24 protein-coding genes, 1 tRNA gene and 1 pseudogene are annotated in these 24,828 nt (G+C 62.1%); 13 read left to right on the top strand and 13 right to left on the bottom strand.

Features of this window, described 5'->3' with window-relative positions:
- Positions 1-41: 41 nt before the first annotated feature.
- Together MESOP_RS24675 and MESOP_RS24670 are read right to left on the bottom strand one after the other, a co-directional pair.
- A complete protein-coding gene (locus tag MESOP_RS24675) occupies positions 42-1,727 on the bottom strand; it encodes a hypothetical protein (RefSeq protein ID WP_013896051.1) in 1,686 nt (561 codons plus the stop codon).
- Between the two features lie 47 nt (positions 1,728-1,774).
- Positions 1,775-2,407: a hypothetical protein gene (locus tag MESOP_RS24670; RefSeq protein WP_013896050.1), complete on the bottom strand. Its 633-nt coding sequence runs from the start codon at positions 2,405-2,407 to the stop codon at positions 1,775-1,777.
- A 183-nt stretch (positions 2,408-2,590) separates the two neighbouring features.
- On the opposite strand from MESOP_RS24670, the gene MESOP_RS24665 reads away from it, so the two are divergent.
- Positions 2,591-2,833, top strand: a complete 243-nt coding sequence (locus MESOP_RS24665) for a hypothetical protein (protein WP_013896049.1) — start codon at positions 2,591-2,593, stop codon at positions 2,831-2,833.
- Here the strand turns inward: MESOP_RS24665 and MESOP_RS35250 are convergent.
- A pseudogene (locus tag MESOP_RS35250) lies at positions 2,833-2,919 on the bottom strand (DUF899 domain-containing protein); the annotation flags it as partial. The gene MESOP_RS24665 and the pseudogene MESOP_RS35250 overlap by 1 nt on opposite strands.
- Positions 2,920-3,229: 310 nt before the next feature.
- Between MESOP_RS35250 and MESOP_RS24660 the strand changes: the two are divergent.
- Positions 3,230-3,769: a hypothetical protein gene (locus tag MESOP_RS24660; protein WP_013896048.1), complete on the top strand. Its 540-nt coding sequence runs from the start codon at positions 3,230-3,232 to the stop codon at positions 3,767-3,769.
- A 129-nt stretch (positions 3,770-3,898) separates the two neighbouring features.
- Here the strand turns inward: MESOP_RS24660 and MESOP_RS24655 are convergent, their stop codons facing one another.
- Both MESOP_RS24655 and MESOP_RS24650 read right to left on the bottom strand, forming a co-directional pair.
- Entirely contained in the window at positions 3,899-4,210 is a 312-nt protein-coding gene (locus tag MESOP_RS24655; protein WP_013896047.1) for a hypothetical protein, read from the bottom strand.
- 91 nt (positions 4,211-4,301) lie between these two features.
- On the bottom strand, positions 4,302-4,631 hold the full coding sequence (locus tag MESOP_RS24650; protein ID WP_013896046.1) for a hypothetical protein: 330 nt from the start codon (positions 4,629-4,631) through the stop codon (positions 4,302-4,304).
- A gap of 99 nt (positions 4,632-4,730) precedes the next feature.
- Between MESOP_RS24650 and MESOP_RS24645 the strand changes: the two genes are divergently transcribed.
- A complete protein-coding gene (locus MESOP_RS24645) occupies positions 4,731-5,684 on the top strand; it encodes an Abi-alpha family protein (protein ID WP_013896045.1) in 954 nt (317 codons plus the stop codon).
- A 63-nt stretch (positions 5,685-5,747) separates the two neighbouring features.
- A complete protein-coding gene (locus MESOP_RS24640; RefSeq protein ID WP_013896044.1) occupies positions 5,748-6,263 on the top strand; it encodes a hypothetical protein in 516 nt (171 codons plus the stop codon).
- A gap of 87 nt (positions 6,264-6,350) precedes the next feature.
- Here the strand turns inward: MESOP_RS24640 and MESOP_RS24635 are convergent.
- Together MESOP_RS24635 and MESOP_RS24630 are read right to left on the bottom strand one after the other, a co-directional pair.
- A tRNA-Gln gene (locus MESOP_RS24635) sits at positions 6,351-6,424 on the bottom strand.
- A 243-nt stretch (positions 6,425-6,667) separates the two neighbouring features.
- Complete coding sequence (locus tag MESOP_RS24630; RefSeq protein ID WP_013896043.1) at positions 6,668-7,600, bottom strand: lysylphosphatidylglycerol synthase domain-containing protein; 933 nt, start codon at positions 7,598-7,600, stop codon at positions 6,668-6,670.
- Between the two features lie 276 nt (positions 7,601-7,876).
- Between MESOP_RS24630 and MESOP_RS24625 the strand changes: the two genes are divergently transcribed.
- The gene (locus MESOP_RS24625; RefSeq protein WP_013896042.1) at positions 7,877-9,241 is read left to right on the top strand and encodes a Ppx/GppA phosphatase family protein; all 1,365 of its coding nucleotides are present in this window, start codon (positions 7,877-7,879) and stop codon (positions 9,239-9,241) included.
- 164 nt (positions 9,242-9,405) lie between these two features.
- Here the strand turns inward: MESOP_RS24625 and MESOP_RS24620 are convergent, their stop codons facing one another.
- Positions 9,406-10,344: an IS110 family RNA-guided transposase gene (locus MESOP_RS24620; RefSeq protein ID WP_013892107.1), complete on the bottom strand. Its 939-nt coding sequence runs from the start codon at positions 10,342-10,344 to the stop codon at positions 9,406-9,408.
- A gap of 269 nt (positions 10,345-10,613) precedes the next feature.
- Between MESOP_RS24620 and MESOP_RS24615 the strand changes: the two genes are divergently transcribed.
- Positions 10,614-11,324 (top strand): RlmE family RNA methyltransferase, encoded by a 711-nt coding sequence (locus MESOP_RS24615; protein ID WP_013896041.1) that lies wholly within the window; start codon positions 10,614-10,616, stop codon positions 11,322-11,324.
- Between the two features lie 204 nt (positions 11,325-11,528).
- Here MESOP_RS24615 and MESOP_RS24610 read toward each other — a convergent pair whose 3' ends face one another.
- Positions 11,529-12,950, bottom strand: coding sequence for an MFS transporter (locus MESOP_RS24610; protein WP_041164299.1), 1,422 nt, complete (start codon positions 12,948-12,950; stop codon positions 11,529-11,531).
- 268 nt (positions 12,951-13,218) lie between these two features.
- On the opposite strand from MESOP_RS24610, the gene MESOP_RS24605 reads away from it, so the two are divergent.
- The 5 genes from MESOP_RS24605 (at position 13,219) to MESOP_RS24585 (ending at position 16,590) form a co-directional block, all read left to right on the top strand.
- Positions 13,219-13,464: a type II toxin-antitoxin system prevent-host-death family antitoxin gene (locus MESOP_RS24605; RefSeq protein WP_013896039.1), complete on the top strand. Its 246-nt coding sequence runs from the start codon at positions 13,219-13,221 to the stop codon at positions 13,462-13,464.
- Positions 13,461-13,916, top strand: a complete 456-nt coding sequence (locus tag MESOP_RS24600) for a PIN domain-containing protein (RefSeq protein ID WP_013896038.1) — start codon at positions 13,461-13,463, stop codon at positions 13,914-13,916. Before MESOP_RS24605 ends, MESOP_RS24600 begins: the two co-directional genes overlap by 4 nt.
- Before the next feature lie 134 nt (positions 13,917-14,050).
- The gene (gene guaB / locus MESOP_RS24595; RefSeq protein ID WP_013896037.1) at positions 14,051-15,553 is read left to right on the top strand and encodes an IMP dehydrogenase; all 1,503 of its coding nucleotides are present in this window, start codon (positions 14,051-14,053) and stop codon (positions 15,551-15,553) included.
- A 22-nt stretch (positions 15,554-15,575) separates the two neighbouring features.
- Entirely contained in the window at positions 15,576-16,127 is a 552-nt protein-coding gene (locus MESOP_RS24590) for a hypothetical protein (RefSeq protein WP_013896036.1), read from the top strand.
- 43 nt (positions 16,128-16,170) lie between these two features.
- The gene (locus MESOP_RS24585) at positions 16,171-16,590 is read left to right on the top strand and encodes an MAPEG family protein (RefSeq protein WP_013896035.1); all 420 of its coding nucleotides are present in this window, start codon (positions 16,171-16,173) and stop codon (positions 16,588-16,590) included.
- A gap of 67 nt (positions 16,591-16,657) precedes the next feature.
- Here MESOP_RS24585 and rnd read toward each other — a convergent pair whose 3' ends face one another.
- The 3 genes from rnd to MESOP_RS24570 form a co-directional block, all read right to left on the bottom strand.
- The gene (gene rnd / locus MESOP_RS24580) at positions 16,658-17,809 is read right to left on the bottom strand and encodes a ribonuclease D (protein WP_013896034.1); all 1,152 of its coding nucleotides are present in this window, start codon (positions 17,807-17,809) and stop codon (positions 16,658-16,660) included.
- Between the two features lie 75 nt (positions 17,810-17,884).
- Positions 17,885-19,129, bottom strand: coding sequence for an MFS transporter (locus tag MESOP_RS24575; protein ID WP_013896033.1), 1,245 nt, complete (start codon positions 19,127-19,129; stop codon positions 17,885-17,887).
- Positions 19,130-19,224: 95 nt separating this feature from the next.
- Positions 19,225-20,457 carry an MFS transporter gene (locus MESOP_RS24570; protein WP_013896032.1) on the bottom strand — a complete coding sequence of 411 codons (1,233 nt, stop codon included), beginning with the start codon at positions 20,455-20,457 and terminating at the stop codon, positions 19,225-19,227.
- Positions 20,458-20,575: 118 nt separating this feature from the next.
- Between MESOP_RS24570 and MESOP_RS24565 the strand changes: the two genes are divergently transcribed.
- Both MESOP_RS24565 and aspS read left to right on the top strand, forming a co-directional pair.
- Entirely contained in the window at positions 20,576-21,334 is a 759-nt protein-coding gene (locus MESOP_RS24565) for a DeoR/GlpR family DNA-binding transcription regulator (protein ID WP_013896031.1), read from the top strand.
- A 209-nt stretch (positions 21,335-21,543) separates the two neighbouring features.
- A complete protein-coding gene (gene aspS, locus MESOP_RS24560; RefSeq protein WP_041164986.1) occupies positions 21,544-23,334 on the top strand; it encodes an aspartate--tRNA ligase in 1,791 nt (596 codons plus the stop codon).
- A gap of 117 nt (positions 23,335-23,451) precedes the next feature.
- Here the strand turns inward: aspS and MESOP_RS24555 are convergent, their stop codons facing one another.
- On the bottom strand, positions 23,452-24,642 hold the full coding sequence (locus MESOP_RS24555; RefSeq protein ID WP_013896029.1) for a hypothetical protein: 1,191 nt from the start codon (positions 24,640-24,642) through the stop codon (positions 23,452-23,454).
- Positions 24,643-24,828: the final 186 nt, after the last annotated feature.

Raw genomic sequence — 24,828 nt, 5'->3', positions numbered from 1 at the left:
TGCCGTTCGCGTCAGCGCGACGGCCCACTTCCGCGACAGCTTCAATGACAGCAGCAATGATCCGCTTGCACGCTCGTCCTGCATAGGCAGGACGAGGTGATCGGCACGTCCGCCTTGGCCGACGCCACGGCAAGACGTGCCTGCAGCGCCTGCAATTCGTCGCTCTCGCCACGCCGTGTCAGGCATTCCACCAGCCCGTGCAGTGCCCAGACATTGTTCGGGTGCTGGGCGCAGCGCTGCACCGTGCCGCTGAGGCCGAGATCGTCGCGGTAGACCTGCTCGGCCTCCTCGGCGTGGCCCTGGTCGAGCAGCAGGGCGGCCAGTGCATGGCGCGGCGGGTGCATCCACGCCCATGGCTCGGTGTAGGAGAGGTTGTCGTCCAGCTCGACCGCTTGCCGCAGATGGCCATAAGCCTCGTCGTGCCGGCCCTGGTGATAGGCAAGCTCGCCATCGAGCAAGGCAGCCCCGACCGCGAGCGAGGCACGGGTGGGATTGCTGAGAAAACGCCGCTCCGGCGCAATGCTTTCCACATGCCGGTGGAACCGCTCACGCTCGCGCTCGGCCTCGGCGAATTGCCTCAGCGTCGCGTGCGCGACGCCCTTGGCGTAGTGCTGCATGGCCGCCGTCAGTACATAGAGGCCGGGCTCCGCCGTCACCGGTTCGTCGATGATCTCCTGCCAGCGGCCGAAGCGCACGAGCACATGCGACTTCATCGCGTGATAGCCTTCCACTGTTTGCGTGAGCTTGGGACGATCCTGGATGGCGACCACGTCGCGCACGACCAGGCTTCGCACCTTGTCGGCGGCCCACAGCGCCGGCCGGTATTGGCCTGACAGCATGCAGGTGAACATCATCAGGTGCAGATCGTGGCAGCAGCCGAGCAGATAGTAGGTCGGCTCGTTGGCATAGGCGAGATAGAGGTCGTTGGCGCGCACCGCCTTTTCGCTGGCGAGTTTCGCCTTCTCGTATTCGCCGCACAGCACATAGATATGGCCGGGCATGTGGTTCATGTGCCCGGCATCGGGACACATCTGCCCGAGCAGGTCCGCCGAGCGCATGCCGCGTTCCGGCATGGTGGACATTTCCAAGAGATGGATGTGCAGGTGGACGATCGCCGGATGCTGGGCGACGCCGGCCCGGTCTGCCAACCGGATTGACCGCTCGCAGACCTCCAGGGCTTCAAGCACGTCCGAGTTCGGCGCCGGCGCACCGGTCTTGAGGTTCCACAGCCGCCGCACCGTGCGCATCATCAGCGCCTCGACCAGCAGTGCCATCACGTCATGGTCATCAGGAAAATCCTGGTAGACCAGCCGCATCGCGGCGGCATAGGCATCGTCCCACTGCTCGAATTCCTGTGGGCTCACCTTCTGTGGCTTCTGGAAGCGAGCGGCCAGCGCCTCGATCAAGGCCCGTTCGATCTCGCTGGCGGCAGCCGCATTGGCGTGCGCCTGTTGCACATGCTCGAAGCAGCGCTTCGTCGCGCTGTTTGCCTCGGCCTCGCCATGCTCCTTCCAGGTCAGGTTGTAGAAAGGCCCGGCGGCATAGGCGATGCCCCAATGCACCATCGGACAGTCCGGATCCGTTTCCAGCGCCTTCTCAAAACACTTGATGCCTTCCTCATGATTGAAGCCGTAGCACCAGTTCAGCCCGACATCGAACCAGCGCTGGGTTTCAGTCGAGCGGGTAGAGATGGGGCGGCGGTAGGTGCCGAGATTGAAGCGGTCCATGTCTTCCATTCAAGTTTGATCGGCTGTTCCAGGTATTACCGCCGCCCTTAGTCGGTCCCTTCGGGCACCGCTTCATTTTGCCATCCGGCCAGCTCTGGCAGGTCGTCGAGCCAGCTTTTCTCTGAAATCAAGGCATCGTCGGCCTGCGGGGTAGCCTCGGTGGCGTTTTGAATGAGCCAGTCCATCCATTTCCGATAGGCAACTGGATCCAGCTGCGGCGGCAGCACCTTGGCCTTGAGCAGCATCCTCTTGCGGAAACTGGTTTGCCGGCGGAGCTTGGTCGTCGTGAACTTGATGACCTTGCCCTGGTATTCAACCGTCCAGCGGCCATCGCCATGGCTAGCGAGCCTGTCGATGGCAAAACCGGCATCGACAGGCCTATCGCGCCAGGGAAGCTCGATGGCATTCTTCCTCAGGTCGAGTGCCCATCGCCTGTAATTGGTCCCGGCACGCTGGGGCGGCAGCACACCAGCCTGTTCGAGTATCTTCCTGCGGAAAGTAGGCTGCTTCTTGAGCTGGCCGGTCGTGAACTCGATCCGGTGCCCGCGAAACTCGACGTGCCAACGGATCCTTCCGTTGCCGACATACTTCACCAGCCTGTCGATGAGGAATTCGCCATCGTCAAGCACCGCACAGCCCTGGCTGATGCTTTCGAGAATGTACTGGCTGTCAGTGACCATTATGGAGCCCAATGCAAAAAACCTTTGCGGAGCTTAGCCCGGCAGCGACTGCCATGACCAACGCGTTATTTGCCTCTGAGGAGGGAGCCGGGTCGGATCAAAGGGATAGGGCCTCGTCCTTTTGAAGGAATCGCAAACCGTGAGAAGCCGGCGTAAGGATTCGTTGCGCACAGTGAGGTCCCCATGTTTTTTGAACCGCTCAATCTGGACGGCCGAAAGCGAAGCGCCGCCCATCATGCAACACGGCTTTCGAAGCTGCACGGCCGGCTGGCGAAGAAGCTCGACCAGGTCGACCATGCGGCCGACCGGGTTGAACGGGCAGCGGCCGTCTTGGTCGAGGCCACCCGTCAATCTGCCATGCATGAGACGATGGCACCTTCGGCAGTTTTCGTGCATCTGGGCGCCAGTCAGACACTCGGTCTGTGAAGCGTCGCCTTTTCCTTCACCAGCATCTTTTCGCGTGCGGCTTCCCAGTCCTGCCGTGAAACGACCGGCGGTGTCTTCATCGTCATGTGCTTGGTCGCGACGTTATCGGCGCTTCATTTCTGATTTGAGGGATCGCTTCCCCTGTCCTAAGTGTCATCATTTAAGTGCTGACTTTTAGGACAGGGGGAAAGTCATATACTGCAGGGATTGGGCGACGAGAAAAGCAAGCGGGAAGGAAACAAGACCCGGTTCGAAAAGACCAAAGAGGTCGCGCGAAGCGCGAGCAAGGCCGAAGGCCGCGCAGGGAGGGCCGAAGGCCCGAGTAGACGCGCTTTGGTTTTGCGCTCACAATACGTGCTTTGAACGCGTGTTTAGCCGGTGATTTTAGGATTCCAAATGGAAACGTTTCATCTTCGCGTCTTTCAGCGGCAGGTCTTGGATCAATGTAAGTTCCTCCTCACCGCAGCCAACGAGATAAACGCGGGCCTAGCCTCACATAACATCGACCACGTTTTATACGCGGTGCAAAACCTGCTTAATGCTGGCGCGAACATCTCTAAAATGTTGTGGGGGCAGAAGGGAAAACTCGCCAACCAACGCGAGCGACTCCGCCAAAGCATTGGCATTGCCGATGACTCGCCGCTCCGGGACGTCAATATGCGAAACAATTTTGAGCACATGGACGAGCGCATAGACAGGTGGTGGGCCGAATCTAAGTCGCACAATCATGCTGATAAGATCATCGGGCCTAAAAACAGTGCCATCGTTGGGATGGAGCCAACGGACATGTTCCGAATGTTCGATCCGCAAACGACGGACGTCATATTCTGGGGAGAGGAATTTAACATTCAGGCCCTCGTAACCGAAGCCCAACGGATACTCCCACTGCTCCAAGCAGAGGCACATAAGCCACATTGGGATGAGCCCGGCCGATAAGGCTGGCAATAGGAAATAATTCCTCTTCCCCCAACGGCCTCGAAAGTGGCCACAGGATCACGGCTACGCAACGGTCAGCTAGATAATGGCACACATGCGAAGGGCGCGGATCATACCGCGCTCTTCCGCTTACCGCCGGCTCCTGTAGTAGGGTGTGACCCGCGTTCCGTTGGCCTTCGTGTAGCCGGCCACGCGTGTGGTTCTAGGATTGCCCGTTATCTCACTTATGGCACCGTAGCCAGTCGCGGCGCTTCCGCTTTGCTCGCGCAGCCGCTGTTGTGCAAGCAGCCCGGCTTGGCCATCCCAATACAGCGGTCCGGTAACCCGTTCATTGGTCTTCTCGCCGAAGTAGATGATGGACGGCCATTTTTCTTCGGCGCTGGCTGAAACCAGGCCAGGCGTCGAGAATAGAACAGAGAGTAAAAGCACGGTCCGGCGCATGTATGAATCTCCGCAGCGCGAAGGCAAAAGACTCCACACGGCTTGAAACTAGAGGGGGTGACGTTAGCGGCGCGGTTAAGGAAGGCTTGCTCTATGAGAAGTCCCTCTTCACGTATTGCGCCGCGAATTCTGCTTCCAGTCGCTTGTAATCGTCCCACGACATCGGGTTGGGATTATTCTTCTCCCATGCCCGCAAGCGCACGTCTGCAGCTTTCATCGCTTTAAAGATGTCACGGTTCGAAAGGTCGTCGGCTCCAGTTTCATGCCTGAAGGATTTTGCCGCTTCATGTCGTCGCTCGGACCATTCGGCATAAGCAGCATGGTTGGCGAGCCGGTATTCTTGAAGCACGTGTTCGCGGTGCTCGGCGGAACGCTTTTCCCAAGGGGCCGGTTTGCCCTTTTTTCCCGGATTGTTGCTCATCGGCTTCTCTGTCTTGCTATCAGAAGTGGGTTCTATTTGCATGTGACCAGAACAACCTTATGTTCTGCTGCGGGACAAATGGGAAGAGGGCTGCTTTTGATGGGAACCGACCTAACGCCTGCTCCGGAAATAACGCTGATAAAAAGCGAGATGGAGGCCGCAGCGGCTCGCGTGGCAGAAAGGGCGATGAACACAACGCTGGATGGCATTTCAGGCGTTCTAGGGGATGTATTTGGCGGATGGTTTGGCGACGACGTGAAGCAATGGAGAACGCGGCGACTCATCACAACCCTCATCAAGACAAAGGAACATTTGGAGGCGGCCGGCATCCCTATCGAGAATGCGAAATCCCTGCCGATGGGGGAGCTTTATGCGATCTTCGATGGGTGCTCTAAGCAAGAGGATATCTCCCTCACAGAAATGTGGTCGGCTTTGCTCGCAAACGCTATGAATCCGACCAATGACAAGTATATTGATCCATCGTTCTCTAGGATTCTTGGAAATTTAAGCGGGCTAGATGCGGCGATCTTAAAGTATATAATGGACTTTAATAGTAAAAGAGATGCATTATTTGCGAAGCGTAGAGAAATATTGAACGATGCTCACGTTAATAAGCAGATGAAGGGAGGTAAGAGTTTTGATCTCATGATTGATGAAATCGAAAAGGAGTTCTCAGATTGGGCTGATGGTGAGCATCAGGGTCAGTTCAAAGGATTTAGTGTAGAAAATATTTCCTATTCCATAAGCAATTTGCTTAGAATCGGATTGATTTACTCTCCGGAATACACGATCCCAGAAAATCTTATCCAGGTCGGCATCAAGAAAAAAACCGGGAGGGAGAATGAACTCGTAGCTGACGATAGGCGGTTGCGTGCATATCTACGAGCGATGAACGATCAGGCGGGCGCCGCCATCGAGAAGAAAAGCACCCTTCAAAGCCTTATCACAAGCGTCCGTCCCAATTGGCCAATGATTCAGCGAAACCCGACAATTCAGCCGGCGTATTCGCTGTCTGGCCTTGCAACGCGGTTCCTGCTGGCGTGTTCTCCATAGGTGGCCTACGGCGCTGGTAACCACGCAGGAAATCAAAAATAGCGTTTTGGGGGAGGAATGGAAATGTCATCCGTCCAGCATTGGGTGGGAGTTGCGGGGCTATGTTGCGACTTCTACGGGGTTCTTTTGCTCACCAAAGAGTGGCCCTTCATGTTCGGGCGCGGACTGACCCGGTTGGCCGACAAAGTGGGTGTTAGAAACGTTCGCAGGGCAGAGAAGATTCAAGCCAAATTCGAGAAACTCACCGCCGACAGGCGTCGGAACGAACACAAGATTTTCGATTGGACTTATCGGCTGGCGCAATCGGCGCTGCGGCTGGAATCTCGCCGGGAGGCATGGGCAATAAAGAGGCAGGTCACAGGGCCAGCCGGCAGCGTAGTTGGCGCCGATCTAGATATTATTGATCCGAACGGCCTGCTTGATCCGATCGCCGTAAAGCGTCTGGGCGCCTCTATCCATGGATTCTTGGAGGATCTGGTGGAAAATGGTGAGGCGCGCGATTTGTCGGGGAAGGGACTTAAGTGGGTTCTTGTCGGTCTTACCGGCCAACTTATCGGAACTCTGCCGCTAGGACTCTAAATGACCATGTGGAGCATCCACAAAGGTGTAACACTTCATGTGCGCTAACATTGCTTAACTCATTGAAAAACAACGAAGAAAGAGAGTTGGCTGGGGAACCTGGATTCGAACCAGGACTAACGGAGTCAGAGTCCGTGGGTCTACCGTTAACCTATTCCCCAGCAGGCGTGGTCATGGACCGCGCGGGCCGAACGGCTGAGCCGCTTGAGCGCTGCCTTGTAGCCGCCAGCGGAAAATAGTCAAGCCTGCTCTGCGGCTCAAATCGGCCAATCGCACAAGTTTGCGCTGCCCCTCATCCGCCTGCCGGCGTTCGTCGGACGAAAAGCCAAGCAGTTGGCTTTTCGTCCGCTTTGCGGACCGCTCCTCAACTCCCCGTGAACGGGGAGAAGGCCGCCGAACGCGTCTCAGCTCTCCGTCCGGCTGAACTGCGAGCGTTCGAAGAACAGCACGACGCCAAGCCCGAGAATCAGCGGGATGATGAGATAAAACAGCCGGAACACCAGCAGCGCCGCCAGCACCCCGACCGGGTCCATGTCCGAAAGCCCGGCCAGGAACACCACCTCGAACACGCCGAGGCCGCCCGGTGCGTGCGAGATCTGGGCGATCGAGAACGAGACGAGGAACACGCCGAGCACGACGAAATAGCCGGGATTGTGGGTCTCGGGCAGGGCGAAGAAGATGATCGCGGTCGCCGCCAGGAGTTCGATCGGGCCGACCAGCAATTGCCTGGCGACGATCGGCAGTGCTGGATAATGCACCTGAAAGCTGGCGATCTTCAGCGGGCGCAGGTGCAGCCAGCTGCCGAATATGTAGGCGGCGACGAGGATCAGCATGGCGATGCCCGCCGCTTCCGACAGGCCGTGATGGGCAATGCCGGAGAACCGGTCGAGAACCTGCGGCTCGAAGACCAGCACGAGGCCGGAGACGAGGATGGTCGACAGCACGAAGGTGATCCAGCAGATCGCCACCAGCACGCCGACATCCTGGCCGTTCAGGCCCCTGGTGCCGTAGGCGCGGTAGCGGATGACGGCGCCGGAGAACACCGAGCCGCCGATGTTGTGCGACAGGGCGTAGGTGGTGAAGGAACAGAGCGTCACGAACAGCCACGACACTTTTTTACCGATATGAAGCAGGGCGATGTGGTCGTAGCCGGCGAGCGAGGCATAGGCGATGACCGAACTCACGGCCGCCAGGACCCAGCCGCGGGTTGGGATGGCCGCGAGACCCTCCCAGACATCGTCGAGCGAAATGCCGCGCAGTTCGTGCCAGAGCAGCAGCAGTGAGAAGATCACCGCGGCGATGCCGACGACCGGCCAGAAATAGCGTCTCCAGTTCATTGCCTGACTGCCATGCGTTGCGTTTCCGCTTCCTTTTTGCCTGATGGTGGGAGGCCGGCTGCCCGGTGACCTCAATCCATTTCAGAAATGCCTCATTGAAGCCGGCTATTCAACCGCGAACACTTGTCGCGCGGGCGGCCGCGCGGCCAGCCGGCAAAATTCAGCAACCGGCTCTTGGTGATCGGGCGCGGCACTGTTAGTCTGGCGGCAACTTGAAACATGCCAAAGCGCCTGCTGCGTCCGTCACCGGTTCGCGCGGCGCCGGAAGGAACGACAGTGGAAGACCGCGACACCGGCGCAGGCGCGCCGGAGGTGGGCGCGTCCAGCGCTTCCCCAGGGCCATCGGGCTCGGGGACGGCCGGTTGGCAGCAACGCCGCCCGACGGAGCCTCGCTCCGCCGACGGGCAGGCGGGCGACGCGACCCATAACCAGAAGGGCAAACCCAAGAAGCGGCGCAAGCGAAGGCGCGGGCGCAAGGTTTTCGCGCGCGATGAAGCGCGTCCGCAGGACAATCGGTCACCGGTGCCGGGAACGGCCGCGGTCCTGGCAGTGGCGCCTATTCCGTCGGCGGCTGCGGCGATCGCATCGGTCGTTCCAACACCACGCCCCGAACAGGGTACCCGTCGGCCTCCGGTGCACGAGCTTCCCGTTTTCGCGGCCCTCGACCTCGGCACCAACAATTGCCGGCTGCTGGTCGCGGTGCCGACGCGTCACGGCCAGTTCCGCGTCATCGATGCCTTTTCGCGCATCGTCAGGCTGGGCGAGGGGCTGACCGCCAATGGCCGGCTCGGCCAGCCGGCGATGGACCGCGCCGTCGAGGCGCTGAAAGTCTGCGGCGACAAATTGCGCGGCCGCAAGATCAGGAAGGCCAGGCTGATCGCCACCGAAGCCTGCCGCTCGGCCGAGAACGGGGTCGAATTCCTCGAACGCGTCGAGCGCGAGGCCGGGCTGAAGCTCGAGATCATCGACCGCCAGACCGAAGCGCGGCTGGCGGTTTCCGGCTGCGGTTCGCTGGTCGAACGCGACACGCAGGGCGTCGTCCTGTTCGATATCGGCGGCGGTTCTTCGGAGATTGCGTTGATCGACCTCACCGGCCGCCGTTCGCCGCGGCTCGCCAACCACATCGTGTCCTGGACGTCGCTGCCGGTCGGCGTCGTCTCGTTGGCCGAACGTTTCGGCGGCCGCACCGTGACGCGCGAGATTTTCACCGCCATGGTCGATGACGTCGCCGGCAGGCTGGCCTCGTTCGACGGTCGCGACCGGTTGAGCCATCTCAAGGCCAGCCCGAATTTCCATCTGCTCGGCACATCCGGCACGGTGACGACGCTCGCCGGCGTCCACCTCGATCTCGAGCGCTACGACCGTCGCCGTGTCGACGGGCTATGGATGGACCGCGACAGCGTCGATCGCATGGTCGAGAAGCTGGTCGGCTGGGATTTCCAGCAGCGCTGCGCCAACCCGTGCATCGGCGCCGATCGCGCCGATCTGGTGCTGGCCGGCTGTGCTATATTGGAAGCCATCCGTGCGGTGTGGCCATCCGAGCGGCTGCGCGTCGCCGACCGCGGGCTGCGCGAGGGCATATTAAGCGAGCTGATGGCGGATGACGGCGTCTGGCGCAACGATGGGTGGGGCAGGGCATGATCCCGAATCTAAGGACCTCGTCAGCAATGAGCAGTCGACCCCCACTCCGTCGAGCTTCGCTCGACACCTCTCCCCCGGTCGACGGGGGAGAGGAAAGGCGCGAGCGTGCGCCGGCTGGCGCCTTTCCTCTCCCTCCGGAGGGGGGAGAGCGACTGTCTGGGGTGTCAAGTTGCATTTGCGAACTCGGCTCGCGCATCGCGTGCTTTTGCATTGAGGATGACGAGGAGTTTTCGGGCGAGTGCGATGCGGATGAGCATTTTGGACTTTCCGGCCTGTTGCAACCGCTGAGCGAACGCTTTGAGATGGGGATCGAACTTGGCCACGATGGCCGCGACGATGAAGAGGATGCCTCGCGGCCCGGCGCGTCCGCCGCGCACATGCCTGTTGCCGGCCCGCCTGCCGCTGTCATCTGCGATGGGGGCGAGGCCTGCCAGCTTAGCGATGGCTTTGTTGGAGATGAGGCCGATCTCAGGCAGTTCGGCCATCAGGCGGGCGACGGTGCGCCCGGCCACCCCCTTGAGCGAACGGAAGGCCCGCTCCAGCCTGGCCCACAGCGGATCGTCGTCGATCATCGAGGCAATCTCGCCTTCCAGCCGTCGTTGCTCGCGCTTGAGGAAGGCCAGCATGGCCTCGATGCTGGCGCATGTCTCGGCGTCGCGTGCGGCACTTCTGCGCTGCTTGTTGATGGTCGCATCGCCGACAACCTGGCAAAGCCGCGCAACCAGTGCGGCGAGCCGCTGCTGGGCAGCGCTCGGCGGTGGCGTGGGGACCGTCTTCTTGACTTCGCTGTAATGGGCGATGACAGCAGCGTCGATCCGGTCGGTCTTTTCCAGATAACCCATCGCCTCGGCGAAGCGACGCACGCTCTTGGCATTGACCACGCCGCACGGCATGCCATGCGCCCACAAAAGCATGAACCCCAGCCTCTCATAGCCGCCCGACGCCTCCATCACCGCCATTGCTGCGCCGTGGCCACGGCAGAACAGCCAAAGAGCTGCGATGCCCGTCGCGTCATTGGCGAAACGCTCTGCCGCACCGCCTGGCCAGACATGCGCGTCCAGCCAATCCTTCGAAACATCAACTCCACAAATGATCTTGTTCACGGTAACCTGCCTTGTGCGTACGGTTGGAACCAAGCGACTGTTCGGTCGTGCGTGACGAAGGCGAAGATCCCAAGCTCTCCCGCGGCTGTAACCTCAGGTGGTACGGGCGACTTCGCCAAGCCAAGGTCCGGGCGGCCGCCCGGACCTTGGCTCAATCGCTTCAATCCCACGAAATCGCTCTCGTGTAGATACAAGGTGGCGCCGCGAAGCGGCGACGGAATGGGGGAAGCCCTCCGCGAAACGCACATGCTCAAGCAAGAAATCAACCAATGACCAAGAAACCGGAAAAACCAGGCTCCGCCAGCATTCGCGTGCTGAAGACGCGAATCAAGAAGAAGAGTGGCCTGAAGGAATCGTCGCGCCGCTGGCTGCAGCGCCACATCAACGATCCCTATGTCCAGCGGTCGAAGGCCGACGGCTACCGCTCGCGCGCGGCCTACAAGCTGATCGAGATCGACGACAAGCATCACTTGCTCAAGCCCGGCATGAAGGTGATCGACCTTGGCGCCGCGCCCGGCGGCTGGTGCCAGGTGGCGGCCGCGCGGACGAAATCGACGGCGGAAAACCCGCATGTCATCGGCATCGACTATCTGGAAATGGATGCCGTGCCCGGCGCGCCGGTGCTGCTGATGGATTTTCTCAATCCGGCAGCCCCGCAGAAGCTGGCCGAGGCGCTGGGTGGTGACCCCGATGTCGTGCTGTCCGACATGGCCGCACCTACCACCGGCCACAAGCGGACCGACCATATCCGCACCATGCATCTGTGCGAGGTGGCCGCCGATTTCGCGCTATCGGTGCTGAAGCCGGGCGGACATTTCCTCGCCAAGACGTTTCAGGGCGGCGCGGAGAACGAGCTGCTCTCGATGCTCAAGAAGAATTTCCGGTCGGTGCACCACGTCAAGCCACCCGCCTCGCGCGATGAATCTGTAGAGCTTTATCTCTTGGCGAAGGACTTCAAGGGGCGAGACGACAGGGTGTGAAAGACGCTTGGTAGCGATCCTTCACACCCCCCTCTGTCCTGCCGGACATCTCCCCCGCAAGGGGGGAGATTGGCAGCTTCATCGCCTAGCCAGCCTTCCAATGTTGGTGATTGGCGAAGGCCGAGGCGACATCCGATCTCCCTCCTTGCGGGGGAGATGGCCGGCAGGCCAGAGGGGGGTGCTGTCCCGCCGGGGTCAAAAAATTCACTCCCCCGGCGATCTCACCGGTTCCAGCGTCTTGGGCGTGGTCAGCCGGCCATGGCCGGAGACGGCGTTGCCGGCATCGGGCGCCAGGCGCATGAACGACAGCGACGCGGCGGCCGAAATCGCGGCGACGATGAAAAAGGCGAGGTGGAAATCGGCCAGCATCAGCGATCCGCCATGGATGCTCGTAGACACTTCCAGGATGCCGCCCGCAACCGCCACACCGAGCGCGATCGACAATTGCTGGAAGACGGCGGCGATCGGCGTCGCCTTGCTGGTATCCTCGGCCGAAACCTCCGCATAGGCGAGGGCGTTGACGCCGGTGAAGAACATCGAGCGGATGAAGCCGCCGACCAACAGCATGGCCAGCATCAGCAGATAGGGCGTGTCGGGGGTGAACAGGCCGTTGATGGCGATCGACCCCGCCGCCACCAGCGAGCCGACGATCAGCACGCGGCGGAAGCCGGCAACGCGAAAGATCAGCGCGGTGACGAATTTCATGCCGATGGCGCCGATCGCCGAGACGAAGGTGATCATGCCGGACTGGAACGGCGTCAGCCCGAAGCCGATCTGGAACATCAGCGGCAGCAGGAACGGCACCGCACCGATGCCGATGCGAAACAGAGAACCGCCAAGCACCGACGAGCGGAACACCTGGTTGCGGAACAGGTCGAGCGCCAGCAAGGGGTTTTTCGCGCGGCGCGCATGCATCAGGTAGAGCGCGCCCGACAACAGGCCGACAGCGACGGTGATGAAACCGGTCGCCGGCGGCAGATAGGGCAGGCTGACCACCGAGAGGCCGAACACGACGCCGGATGCCGCCAGCCCGCTCAGCACGAAACCGATGAAATCGAGTGGCGGCGTTTCCATCGATTCGGTTTCCGGCAGGAAGCGGGTGGCGAGCCAGATGCCGATCAGGCCGATCGGCACGTTGATCAGGAAGATCCAGTGCCAGGTGAAGTAGGTGGTGATGAAGCCGCCGACCGGCGGTCCGACCAGCGGACCGACCAATGCGGGAACGGTCAGCCACGACATGGCGGCGACCAGTTCGCTCTTGGGTGTGGCGCGTACCAGCACGAGGCGCCCGACCGGCGTCATCATGGCGCCGCCAATGCCTTGCAAGAACCGCGAGACCACGAAGGCCGGCAGCGAACCGGAGAGAGCGCAGGCGATCGAGCCGGCGATGAACACCGCGATCGCGGCACGAAAGACGTTCTTGGCGCCGAAGCGGTCGGCCATCCAGCCGCTGATCGGAATGAAGATCGCCAGCGACACCAGATAGGCCGTCAGCGCCAGCTTGAGTGCGATCGGGCTGGTGTGGATGTCGATGGCGATCGCCGGCAGCGATGTCGCGATCACGGTCGAATCCATGTTTTCCATGAAAAGAGCGACCGCCAGTATGAGCGGGATGGTGCGGTTCACGAGCGTGGCCGTTTCAGATTTCTTTCCGGCCCACTTCTTGTCTAGAAAGGGGGCAAGCCGATACAAGGGGGCGGTTATCACGGCCGGACACCGATGTCGTGTTAATTTGCTGTCACTTTTGTGCGACCGGGCCGAGACGGCGACGGCTCTCCTGGCCTGCCCGAGAGACTGGCGGCCGCATTCCAGGGCGGTGGGCGGCGATGAGAAGCTTGCGGAAAACGGTGCGCCTCATTATTGTAGTGATAATAACTACTATATAGGCCGTATCATGGAAGAAGCCGTTTCGGCAGCCGATGCCAACCGCAAGTTCTCGCTCATCCTGCGCGGTGTTCGCGAAGGACAAAGCTACGTCGTGACCAGTCACGGACGCCCCGTGGCGCGGATCGTGCCCGCGGATCAACAAGAGGGGGTGGTCTCCCGCTCGCGCGCAGCGCTGCTGTCGCGCCTCGAACGCCAGCCTGCGACTGATGTTGGGCGCTGGACCCGCGATGAGCTTTACGAGGACGAGCGGTGAAGGTCGCGCTCGACACCAATGTCCTTGCCTATGCGGAAGGGGTCAACGGTGTAGAGAAGCGCGACACCGTTCTCGAGTTGATGCGCAAGGTCCCGCAAGAGGCCGCCATTATTCCCGTTCAGGTCCTTGGTGAATTGTACAATGTTCTCGTCCGCAAGTCCGCAAGACCGCCTGTCGAGGCCCGGGATGCCCTTCTGAGCTGGCGCGATGCGTTTGCGGTTGCCGCGACAACGCAGGACGTGATGATGATGGCGGCTGATCTGGCGACGGACCATCGCTTCAGCATTTGGGATGCGGTCATTCTCTCCGCCGCCTCGCAAGCCGGTTGCCGGCTGCTGCTTTCGGAAGATCTGCAGGACGGCTTCACATGGGGAGGGGTAACTGTCGTCAATCCTTTCGCATCGCCGCGCCATGCCTTGCTGAATGCTCTCGTGGGAGAGTCCGCCGAATAGACGCGCCGGGCGCAACGATCGGCTTTTCATCGGCGCCACGACGTGTTACCAGCCAGCGCCAATCCTGAAAGGGAATAACGAGTCGGCGCTGTCCATTCCGGTCCAGCGCCTTTCATGCATTCTAAGGACTGGCCATGGCAAAAATCATCGAAACGTCCACCGGCGCACTGGCGCTGACCTTTGACGACGTGCTTCTGCAGCCGGGTCATTCCGAGGTCATGCCTGGCGAAACCGATGTCCGCACCCGCATTGCCGGCGATATCGACCTCAATGTCCCGATCCTGTCGGCCGCGATGGACACCGTCACCGAGGCGCGTCTCGCCATCGCCATGGCCCAGGCCGGCGGCATCGGCGTCATCCATCGCAATTTCTCGCCGGCCGAGCAGGCCGAGCAGGTGCGGCAGGTGAAGAAATTCGAATCCGGCATGGTGGTCAACCCGGTCACCATCGGGCCCGATGCTACCCTTGCCGATGCGCTGTCGCTGATGCGCACCTATTCGATCTCGGGCATTCCGGTGGTCGAGAATGGCGGCACCGGCGGTCACAAGACGGGGCGGCTGGTCGGCATACTGACCAACCGCGACGTGCGCTTTGCTTCCGATCCGGCGCAGAAGGTCTACGAGTTGATGACCCGTGAGAACCTGATCACGGTCAAGGAGAATGTCGACCAGGACGAGGCCAAGCGGCTTCTGCACCAGCACCGGATCGAAAAGCTCGTCGTCGTCGACAAGTCGGGCAATTGCGTCGGGTTGATCACCGTCAAGGACATCGAGAAGTCGCAGCTCAACCCGCATGCCACCAAGGATGCGCAGGGGCGCCTGCGCGCCGCCGCCGCCACCAGCGTCGGCGACGATGGCTTCGAGCGCGCCGAACGCCTCATCGAGGCCGGCGTCGACCTCCTGGTGATCGACACCGCGCATGGCCACTCGCAGCGCGTGCTGGACGCCGTCACGCGGGCGAAGAAGCTCTCCAACTCGGTGCGCATCCTGGCCGGCAACGTCGCCACCGCGGAAGGCACGCAGGCGCTGATCGATGCCGGCGCCGACGCCGTCAAGGTCGGCATCGGCCCGGGCTCGATCTGCACCACCCGTATCGTGGCCGGCGTCGGCGTACCGCAGCTCTCGGCCATCATGTCGGCGGTCGAGACGGCGCATAAATCGGGCGTTTCGGTGATCGCCGATGGCGGCATCAAATATTCGGGCGATCTTGCCAAGGCGCTCGCCGCCGGCGCCAGTGCCGCCATGATCGGTTCGCTGCTGGCCGGGACGGACGAGAGCCCGGGCGAGGTCTATCTGCACCAGGGCCGTTCCTTTAAGGCCTATCGCGGCATGGGTTCGGTCGGCGCCATGGCGCGCGGATCGGCCGATCGCTACTTCCAGGCCGAGGTGCGCGACACGCTGAAACTGGTGCCGGAAGGCATCGAAGGGCAGGTTCCCTATAAAGGACCTGTGTCTGGCGTGCTGCACCAGCTTGCAGGCGGGCTGAAAGCCGCTATGGGTTATGTAGGCGGCCGCGACCTTGCCGATTTCCGCGACCGCGCCACCTTTGTGCGCATATCCAACGCCGGACTTCGTGAAAGCCACGCCCATGACGTCACGATTACCCGCGAAAGCCCGAACTATCCCGGAGGAGTCTGACCCTTCCGGAACCTGGCGCAGCTTGACGGTGGCGGTCCTGCGGCTGTCGCGTCATGCCGCGGCACTCTGTTTCCTGTCGGGCGCGGTTTTTATCGCCATGACTGGGCTGGAATTCTTCTATTTCCGTCAGTTGAGCGGCGGTTTGCCTTCGCTCGACATGCGCTTTTTCGGCTTCACGCCCGACGAAGGCATGGCCTGGCTGACGGCGCTCGGCCGGCGCGGCGGCGAGATCATTCTCGTCTGGCACTATCTGACCTTCGATCTGCTGTTTCCGGCGCTGCTGTCGCTGACGCTGGTCAGCCTGATCCTGGCTATCGGCCGGCGCCTGAAGAATTTCCGCGTGCTGCCGCCGCAGGTGCAGTCGATCTTCGCGCTGGTCCTGGTGCTGCCCTATACGCTTGCCGACTATGCCCAGAACATCGCCGTGGCGCGTCTCCTGTCCGATTTCCTGTCGGCCAACCCGGATTCGCTGTCCTTCGCCTCGGCTCTCATCGTCACCAAATTCGCGCTTCTCGCCATCCCGGTGATCGTCATTGCCGCTTTCTGGCTGGCGAGCCAGAAACATCAGGCTTGATGCCGGACCGGAGAGCGGGCATTTACCGGGCAGGGGGCGTGTCATGAACCAGACGACGATCTTCTGGCCTGTCCTGGCCCACGTGCTGCTGATCTACATCGTCTACTGTGTCCTCGGCCGCCGCAGATATGGCGCGGTCAAGTCGGGAGAGGCCAAGGTCGGTCAATACAAGATGCGCTCGACCGAGCCGGCGTCCAGCGCCACGGTCGCCGCCAATCTCAGCAACCAGTTCGAACTGCCGGTGCTGTTCTACGTGCTGTGCCTGACGCTGCATGCCACCAACGGCGTCAACTATCTGACGCTCGCGCTGATGTGGATCTTCGTCGCCTCGCGCTATGTCCACGCCTGGGTTCACCTGACCAGCAACAACCTACTGCTGCGCAACCGCTCTTTCGTTATAGGTGCCGGGGTTATCCTGCTGGGCTGGATCTGGTGCGCGCTGCACCTGCTTGGGGTGGTTTGAACAGTCTGACCCTCTCCCTTGTGGGAGGGTCACTCCGCAAAGCGGAGCGGGCGGGGGTACGCTATTCCTACAAATCGAAGACCGCGATCTTGCGCTTGTCGAACTTGATGCCGATCTCGCCGCGAACCAGCTTCAGCGCCGCTTCGCCGAACACGGCGCGCCGCCAACCTTGCAGGGCCGGCACGTCGGCCTCCTCGCCTTCGGCCGCGATACGGTCGATATCGTCGCTGGAGGCCAGCACTTTCGAAGCCACGCCCTGCTTTTCGGCGATGATCCTGAGCAGCACTTTCAACAGTTCCGCGGCAGCGCTCGATCCCTCGGGCGGTTGGAAACTCTTCGGCAGCTTCGGCATCTGCTCCTTGGGCAAGGCTAGCGCCGTGTTGACGGCGCCGAGCAGCGCCGTCGCCGTCGATGACCGCTCCCAGCCCTTCGGCGTCGTGCGCAGCTTGGCAAGGGCCGCCGCATCGCGCGGCGCCTGCTGCGCCACCTCGTAGATCGCGTCGTCCTTGAGCACCCGGCCACGCGGCACGTCGCGTTCCCTGGCCTCGCGCTCGCGCCATGCCGCCACGGCCTGCACGATCGCCAGTTCCTGCGGCTTGCGCAGCCGCATCTTCAGCCGCTTCCAGGCGTCCTCGGGATGCGGATCGTAGGTCTCGCGCGAGGTCAGCACGTCCATTTCCTCGTTCAGCCAGTGGGCGCGGTTTTCCCGCGCCAGTTCGGCGTTGAGGTGCTGATAGACCTCGATCAGATGGGTGACGTCGGCCAGCGCATAATCGAGCTGCTTGTCGGAAAGCGGCCGGTGGCGCCAGTCGGTGAAGCGCGACGACTTGTCGAGCCGCGCGCCGGTGATGCGCTGCACCAGCTGATCATAGGAAACGCTGTCGCCGAAGCCGCAGACCATCGCCGCGACCTGTGTATCGAAGACGGGATGCGGAACCAGGTCGCCGAGATGGACGATGATTTCGATGTCCTGCCTGGCGGCGTGGAAGACTTTGACCACCGCCTCGTTGGCCATCAGCTTGAAGAACGGCCTCAGGTCGATGTCCGATGACAAGGGATCGATCAGCGCCGTCACGCCCGGCGCGGCCATCTGGATCAGGCACAGGATTGGCCAGAAGGTCGTCTCGCGGATGAATTCGGTGTCGACGGTGACGAAATCCGACTTTTCGAAAGCGGCGAGAGCGGTCTCGAGTTCTTTCTGGGTGGTGATGACGTGCATCAAATCGCTTTTGGCAGGAGTAGGGTCTTCCTAGATTTCAGCCGGGAAGGCTTTCGTCAAGCCGTGGCACCCTCGTCACGGCTTTTCCGGGCCGTCCGGATCGCCGTTTCTTCTGGCCAGCCGTGCGAAAACGGTGGAAGTGCGCAACAATGCGGTGAAACGGCTGCGCTTGCCCGCTGGCACGCCGGACCGTGCCTGCATGCGGTAGAGGATGACGGCGATGAAGATCGCGTAGACCATGGCGCTGAACACGAACAGCGCGCTCGGCCCGAAATACTGCATCGCGGTCGAGGCGGCGAAAGGGCCGCCGATGGCGCCGAATGAGTAGAACAGCATCAGCGCCGCGTTGATCAGCACGAACTCGCCAGTGTCGGCGCGGTCGTTGGAATGCGCCGCCGACAGCGAATAGAGCGGCATGGCGAAACAGCCGAAGATGAAGATGATGACGAAGTTGAGCGCGGGGTTGCTGCCGGCGATGAACACCAGCGCTAGGGCCGAAAGCATCGCGCAGCAGGTGGTCATCAACAGCACCCGGCGCCGGTCCCAGCGGTCGGAGAGGTAGCCCAGCGGATACTGGATGATGGCGCCGCCGAAAATGCCGACGCTGACGAAGGTGACGACATCGGCGACCGACATGCCGATCTGCTCGGCATAAACAGGTGAGAGCGTGCGAAACGCGCTGTTGGTGACGCCCACGGCGATGCAGCCGAAGCAGCCCAGCGGTGAAATCCGCCAGACGCGCGCCAGGTCGAGCTTGACCCCCTCCGGTGGCGTCGGGTTGGATCGGTCGCCGAGGGAAACCGGCACCAGCGACAGCGTGATCATGATCGACATGATGGCGAAGATGGTGAAGCCGCCGGCGCCGAAGACCGGGATCAGGAACTGGGCGCCGGTCACCGAACCGGTATCGACCATCCGGTAGATCGCCAGTACGCGGGCGCGGTCGTGGTTGCTGACGCCGGAATTGAGCCAGCTTTCCACGATCGTGAACAGCCCGGCGAAGCAGAAGCCGCCGGCAAAGCGCACCGCGCACCACATCACCGGATCGAGGACCAGCACTAGCAGCAAGGTGCCGACCGAGGCGATCGCCGCTAGCGCCGAAAACGCCCTGATATGGCCGACCGCCTTCATGATGCGGGTGATGGCCAGGCAGCCGAGCAGGAAACCGGCGAAATAGAAGGTGCCCATCAGGCCGATGTCGGAGGCGGAAAACCCTTCCTGCGCACCGCGCAGCGCGATCAGCGTGCTCTGCAGCCCATTGCCGCCGAGCAGGATGCCTGCGGCGAGAAGAAGCGGGATCAAGGGGCGGATGGAAGACATGTAAAAGGACGATCACGTATCGGTGATCCCTTCTTGAAACATTGCCCTGGTCAATGCCAGCGGCAATTCCAGGTCGCCAACAGGGCGCGTGCTCCTCAGGCCTCGCCGGTCCGCGCCGGTATTTTCCGCCGCGCCAGGCCGGAGGCCTCGTTGGACGTCGCCGCTGGCTTCTCCGAGGGCGCCCGTCGGCCAAGCGCGCCGGCGGTTAGCAGGCTGAGCGCAATGAACGGAATGCCGATGCCGAAGGCCGAGCGGATGCCCCAATGGTCCGAGACGAAGCCGAGCAGCGGCGGCCCGAGCAGGAAGGCGACGAAGGAGATCTGCGACAGCGCCGCGACATTGATTGCCGCCGGCCGGTCCGTCCGCTGCGCGGCCGCAGAGATCGCCAGTGGGAAGAGCGCGCTCGTGCCGATGCCTAGAAGAGCAAAACCCAGCATGGACAACAGCGGCGAAGGCGACAGGAAGACCATGAAGACGCCGGCCGCCATGCAGGCCAGCAGCACCCGTGCCACGCCGCTCGGCGAGTGCCGATCGACGAAGCTGTCGGCGAAGAAGCGCGTGGTCGCCTGCGAAAACGCAAACAGCGCCACGGTGAAACCGGCAACGAACGGGCCGGCATCGAACACGGTGCGCATGTAGATCGCCGACCAGTCGATGCTGGCGCCCTCCATCAGCATCGCAGAAAGCGTCACCGCCACCAGGACGAGGATCGGCAGCGTTGGCCGCGCGAAGGTGGGCGCCTTGTCGCCGGTGCTGGCGAAACGGGCCGGTGCCGGCTGGTAACCGCCGAGAAACAGCGCCATGGATATCGCGACCATGGGCACGACAATAGCCAGGTGCAGTTGCGGCGACACACCGAGATGCCCAAGTGCTGCACCGAACAGGCCAGCGCCGAAGAAGCCCATGCTCCAGAACGAATGCGCCCTGTTCATGATCCGGCGTTTCAGCAGGAATTCCGTTCTGTCGGCTTCGACATTGAGCATGATCTCGACGCTGCCGATCATCAGGCCGACCGGAAAGAGCATCAGGAACAGCGCCAGCGGACCCCTCGCATGTACGGCGATGGCATAGGCAAGCGCCACCAGCGGGATCAAGGCAAGCAGCGCGCGGCGGAAGCCGACGCGCTCGAGCAGCGGCGTCGCAAGGGTCAGCGCCGTCAAGGTGCCGATCGGCGTTCCGATCAGGCTGAGGCCGAGCGTGCCGTCCTCGATGCCCATGGCGTGCTTGATGTCGGGCAGCCGCGGAAAGATGTTGCCCATGGCAAACGAATAGATCGCGAAGCCGGCATAGACCCGGTGTTGAGGGGAGAGGCTGAGGCCAAGGGTCATCGCTATGCCTTCAAGGAAAGAGGAGCCGCGGCTGGTCTGCTCGACTGCCCGATGCGTCGACTTCTTGCATAAGCATGCAGAACATGCAAGAACGTGCACAAAAATATAGGAATGTGCAATGCTGACCGATGAACGGCACCAACTCATTCGCGACCGGCTTGCATCGGAGGGCCGGGTATTGGCTGGCGAACTGGCGACTCGCTTCGGTGTATCGGACGATACGGTCCGGCGCGACCTGAGGGAGCTGGCAAAGGCCGGGCAATGCCGCCGCGTCTATGGCGGCGCGGTCGCGCCCGCACCATTCGCCGCGGCGTCCATCAACCTGCGCGGCAGCCATGCCGTCGAGGAGAAGATGCGGCTGGCGCGGACGGCGGTGGCTCTGCTCTCCAGCGGGCAGAGCCTGTTCATCGATGGCGGAACCACCAATGCCGCGATCGCCAAGGCCATTCCGCGTGACCTCGAACTCACCATAGCAACCAATTCGCTCGGCGTCGCCTCGGCCCTGTCCGATCACGCTCTGGTCGAATTGATCGTGCTGGGCGGAAGGTTCGACCGCGAACTCGGAACCTGCGTCGGAGGCGACACGCTGGCCGCCGTCGCGCAGCTTGGCGCCGATCTGTTTTTCCTCGGCTCCTGCGGTCTCGATGCCACAAGAGGCGTGACCGCTTTCGATTCGGCGGAAGCCGAGGTGAAGCGGGCCATGGCCAGGAACAGCGGCGGCATCGTCATCGCCGTTACCAACGACAAGCTGGCCACTGCATCGCCCTATCGTGTCGCCGGCCCCGAAGCGATCCGCCATCTGGTCGTCGACAAGACCGCGCCGGCCAGTATCCTTGCGGAATTCGAACGTCAGGGCGCTGAAATCCACTTCGCTTGAAGCCGTCGCCCGCGCATCCGCCAACGGGGTGCCCTGATTTCGAGTTTTCGCCCGGGCTTCGACCCGGGCTTCGACAAGGGATGTCGAAACAGGCGGCTGCGCTCGCTTGCCTTGACAAATCCGGCCTCCCATGCGCTTTTCGCGCAAATTTTGAGGCCGGGCTTGATGCTTCGGCCTGCAACCCAGCACCCCGGACTTTACCAATGACCATGCACCGTTACCGCAGCCACACCTGTGCCCAGTTGAGAAAGAGCGACGTCGGCTCGACCGTTCGCTTGTCGGGCTGGGTGCATCGCGTGCGCGACCATGGCGGCCTGCTGTTCATCGACCTGCGCGACCATTATGGCCTGACCCAGATCGTCGCCGACCCCGATTCGCCGGCCTTCAAGGTTGCCGAGACCGTGCGCGGCGAATGGGTGATCCGTGTCGACGGCGAGGTCAAGGCACGCTTGCCCGAGACCACGAACGCCAACCTGCCGACCGGCGAGATCGAGATTTTCGCCCGCGAGATCGAGGTGCTGTCGGCGGCCAAGGAACTGCCGCTGCCGGTGTTCGGCGAGCCGGACTATCCTGAGGACATCAGGCTGAAATATCGCTTCCTCGACCTGCGCCGCGACACGCTGCACAAGAACATCGTGGCGCGGACGAAAATCATCGCCGAGATGCGCAAGCGCATGACCGATGTCGGCTTCACCGAATTCTCGACGCCGATCCTGACCGCGTCCTCGCCGGAAGGCGCGCGCGACTTCCTGGTGCCGTCGCGCATCCATCCCGGCACCTTCTACGCATTGCCGCAGGCACCGCAGCAGTACAAGCAGCTGATCATGGTGTCGGGCTTCGACCGCTATTTCCAGATCGCGCCCTGCTTCCGCGACGAGGATCCGCGCGCCGACCGTCTGCCCGGCGAATTCTACCAGCTCGACCTGGAGATGAGCTTCGTCGAGCAGGACGACGTGCTGTCGACCATGGAGCCGGTGATGCGCGGGGTCTTCGAGACCTTCGCCAACGGCAAGCCGGTGACGCAGACATTCCAGCGCATCCCCTATGATGTCGCCATGCGCAAATACGGCTCCGACAAGCCCGACCTGCGCAACCCGATCGAGATGCAGGCCGTCTCCGACCATTTTCGCGATTCGGGCTTCAAGGTGTTCGCCAACATCCTGGCCAACGACCCGAAGGCCGAGGTCTGGGGCATTCCGGCCAAGACCGGCGGCAGCCGCGCCTTCTGCGACCGCATGAACTCCTGGGCGCAAGGCGAGGGCCAGCCGGGGCTGGGCTACATCTTCTGGCGCAAGGAGGGCGACAAGCTCGAAGGCGCCGGTCCGCTCGCCAAGAACATCGGCGAGGAACGCACCGAGGCGATCCGCCTACAGCTCGGCCTTGCCGATGGCGATGCCGCCTTCTTCGTCGCCGGCGATCCGAAGAAATTCGTCTCCTTCGCCGGTGCCGCGCGTACCCGCGCCGGCGAGGAGCTGAACCTCGTCGATCGCGAGCGCTTCGAACTGTGCTGGATCGTCGACTTCCCGTTCTTCGAATGGAACGAGGAGGAGAAGAAGATCGACTTCGCCCACAATCCGTTCTCGATGCCGCAAGGCGGCATCGATGCATTGAATGGCGAGGATCTGCTCGGGATCAAGGCGTTCCAGTACGATATGGTCTGCAACGGTTTCGAGATCGCCTCAGGCGGCATCCGCAACCATCTGCCCGAAACCATGGTCAAGGCCTTCGAGACGGTCGGGCTCGACCGTGCCACGGTCGAGGAGCGCTTTGGCGGCCTCTACCGCGCCTTCCAGTACGGCGCGCCGCCGCATGGCGGCATGGCTGCCGGCGTCGACCGCGTCGTCATGCTGCTGGTCGGAGCGAAGAACCTGCGCGAGATTACCATGTTCCCGATGAACCAGCAGGCCTACGACCTGCTGATGAACGCGCCTTCGGAAGCGAGCCCGCAGCAGCTTCGCGAACTGGCGCTGCGCGTCGCACCGACCAAGAAGGACGCCTGATCGGAAGCTTCGGGTGGCACTTTAAAGAACCGCCCGAACCGATTCTTTCGAGTCGATAATCCAAAAAATAGCCCGGCATCGCTGCCGGGCTATTTTCGTATCTTGAGCTAACTTCGATCAGTCTTCGTTCGCCTTGACGCTGACGCCCAGCGTCTTCGGCAGGTCGAGCGGGTTGGACATGGCGCCCGCCATGATCAGCGCGAACGGCACCGATGCCGGCGGCTCGGCCGAGATTTCGAGGCTCTTCGGGTCGTCGAGATACTTGCCGACGGCTGCCGTCACCTGCGCCGTCAGTTCCGGATTGTTGAGCTGCGCCATGCCGAACGGCACGATTGCCTTGGCCTGGTTGGCGATGTCCTTGGCCGACATGCCCTGCTGCTTGCCGACATATTCCAGCACCTTGTTGGTCAGCGAATCGTCGTCGAAGCGGATCGAGGCGCTGTTGAACGAAAGCTGCTGCAACAGGCCGAGCATGGCCATGCCCTGCGCGGAATTGTCGGCGCCTTCGGGCTGCGCGGCCATCTTCTTCTGCATCTCCTGCAGCGACTTGACGAAGTCCATCGTGTAGCCGCCGAGGTCGAAGGTCATGCCGAGCGTTCCGGCATTCTCGACGGAAATGTCATATTTCGACAGTTCGATCTTGCCATCCGAGGGCTGCCAGGTGCCGGCCATTTCGAGATTGCCCGAGATATTCTGGTAGCCGAGAGCGTTGATGACTTCCTTCGACTTGGGATCGTCGACCAGCGTCAGGTCCGCATTGAACTTTTCCGTGGTGCCGGTGAATTCCATCGCCTTGCCGTCCGCCGGCGGCGTGATCTCGATGGCAAGGCCGTCCATCGAGAAGGCGGTCTTGTCGGCGACCTTGACGGTCATGTTTTCGAGTTCGGCGGATTTGTACATCATCAGCGAGCCCAGCGGGCCGGTGGAGCCATCGGCCGGAACCGTCATGTCATGGATGACGAAGGGGCTGAGATTGAGGGTGACGCCATCCTTGCTGTGTTCGAAGGCCGACGTCGACACGGTGGCGATGTCATAGCCGCCATTGGCTTCGGTGACGCCCTCGAGCTTGACGTCGCCGATCGGCAGGGCTTCCTTTTCCGCAGCCGGTTTGATCGCGACGCCCTGCAGCACCATGCTGGTGTTGTCGCCGGTCACGCCGGTCCAGGAGATGTCGACGCCCTGCGCGGAAAGCGCCGCCTTCAGCCGGTCGGCGACCGCGGCGTCCTGTGCCAGGGCCGCATTCAGTGGCAGCGTGAGCAAGAAGGTCGAAAGAGCGAATTTCCGGAGAATTGAGCGGTTGATTGTCATCACAAGGTCCCTGAGAGTGTTCTGAAATTGTTTTTCAATTCTTTGCGCCATCACCATTCCGTGACGAACTGGACGGGAAAAAGGCGTATCCCCCGGCACATTGGTCAAAAATCGCGGCGAAAGGCAAACCCGATCCGAACGTCATTGTCTAAAGCGGTGAATTTGGCGTGAAGAGCGGGTCACGCA

This window comes from Mesorhizobium opportunistum WSM2075, from assembly GCF_000176035.2.
Lineage (GTDB): Bacteria > Pseudomonadota > Alphaproteobacteria > Rhizobiales > Rhizobiaceae > Mesorhizobium > Mesorhizobium opportunistum.
The sequence above is the reverse complement of the archived record's forward strand: the minus strand, read 5'-3'. Positions and strand labels throughout refer to the sequence as shown.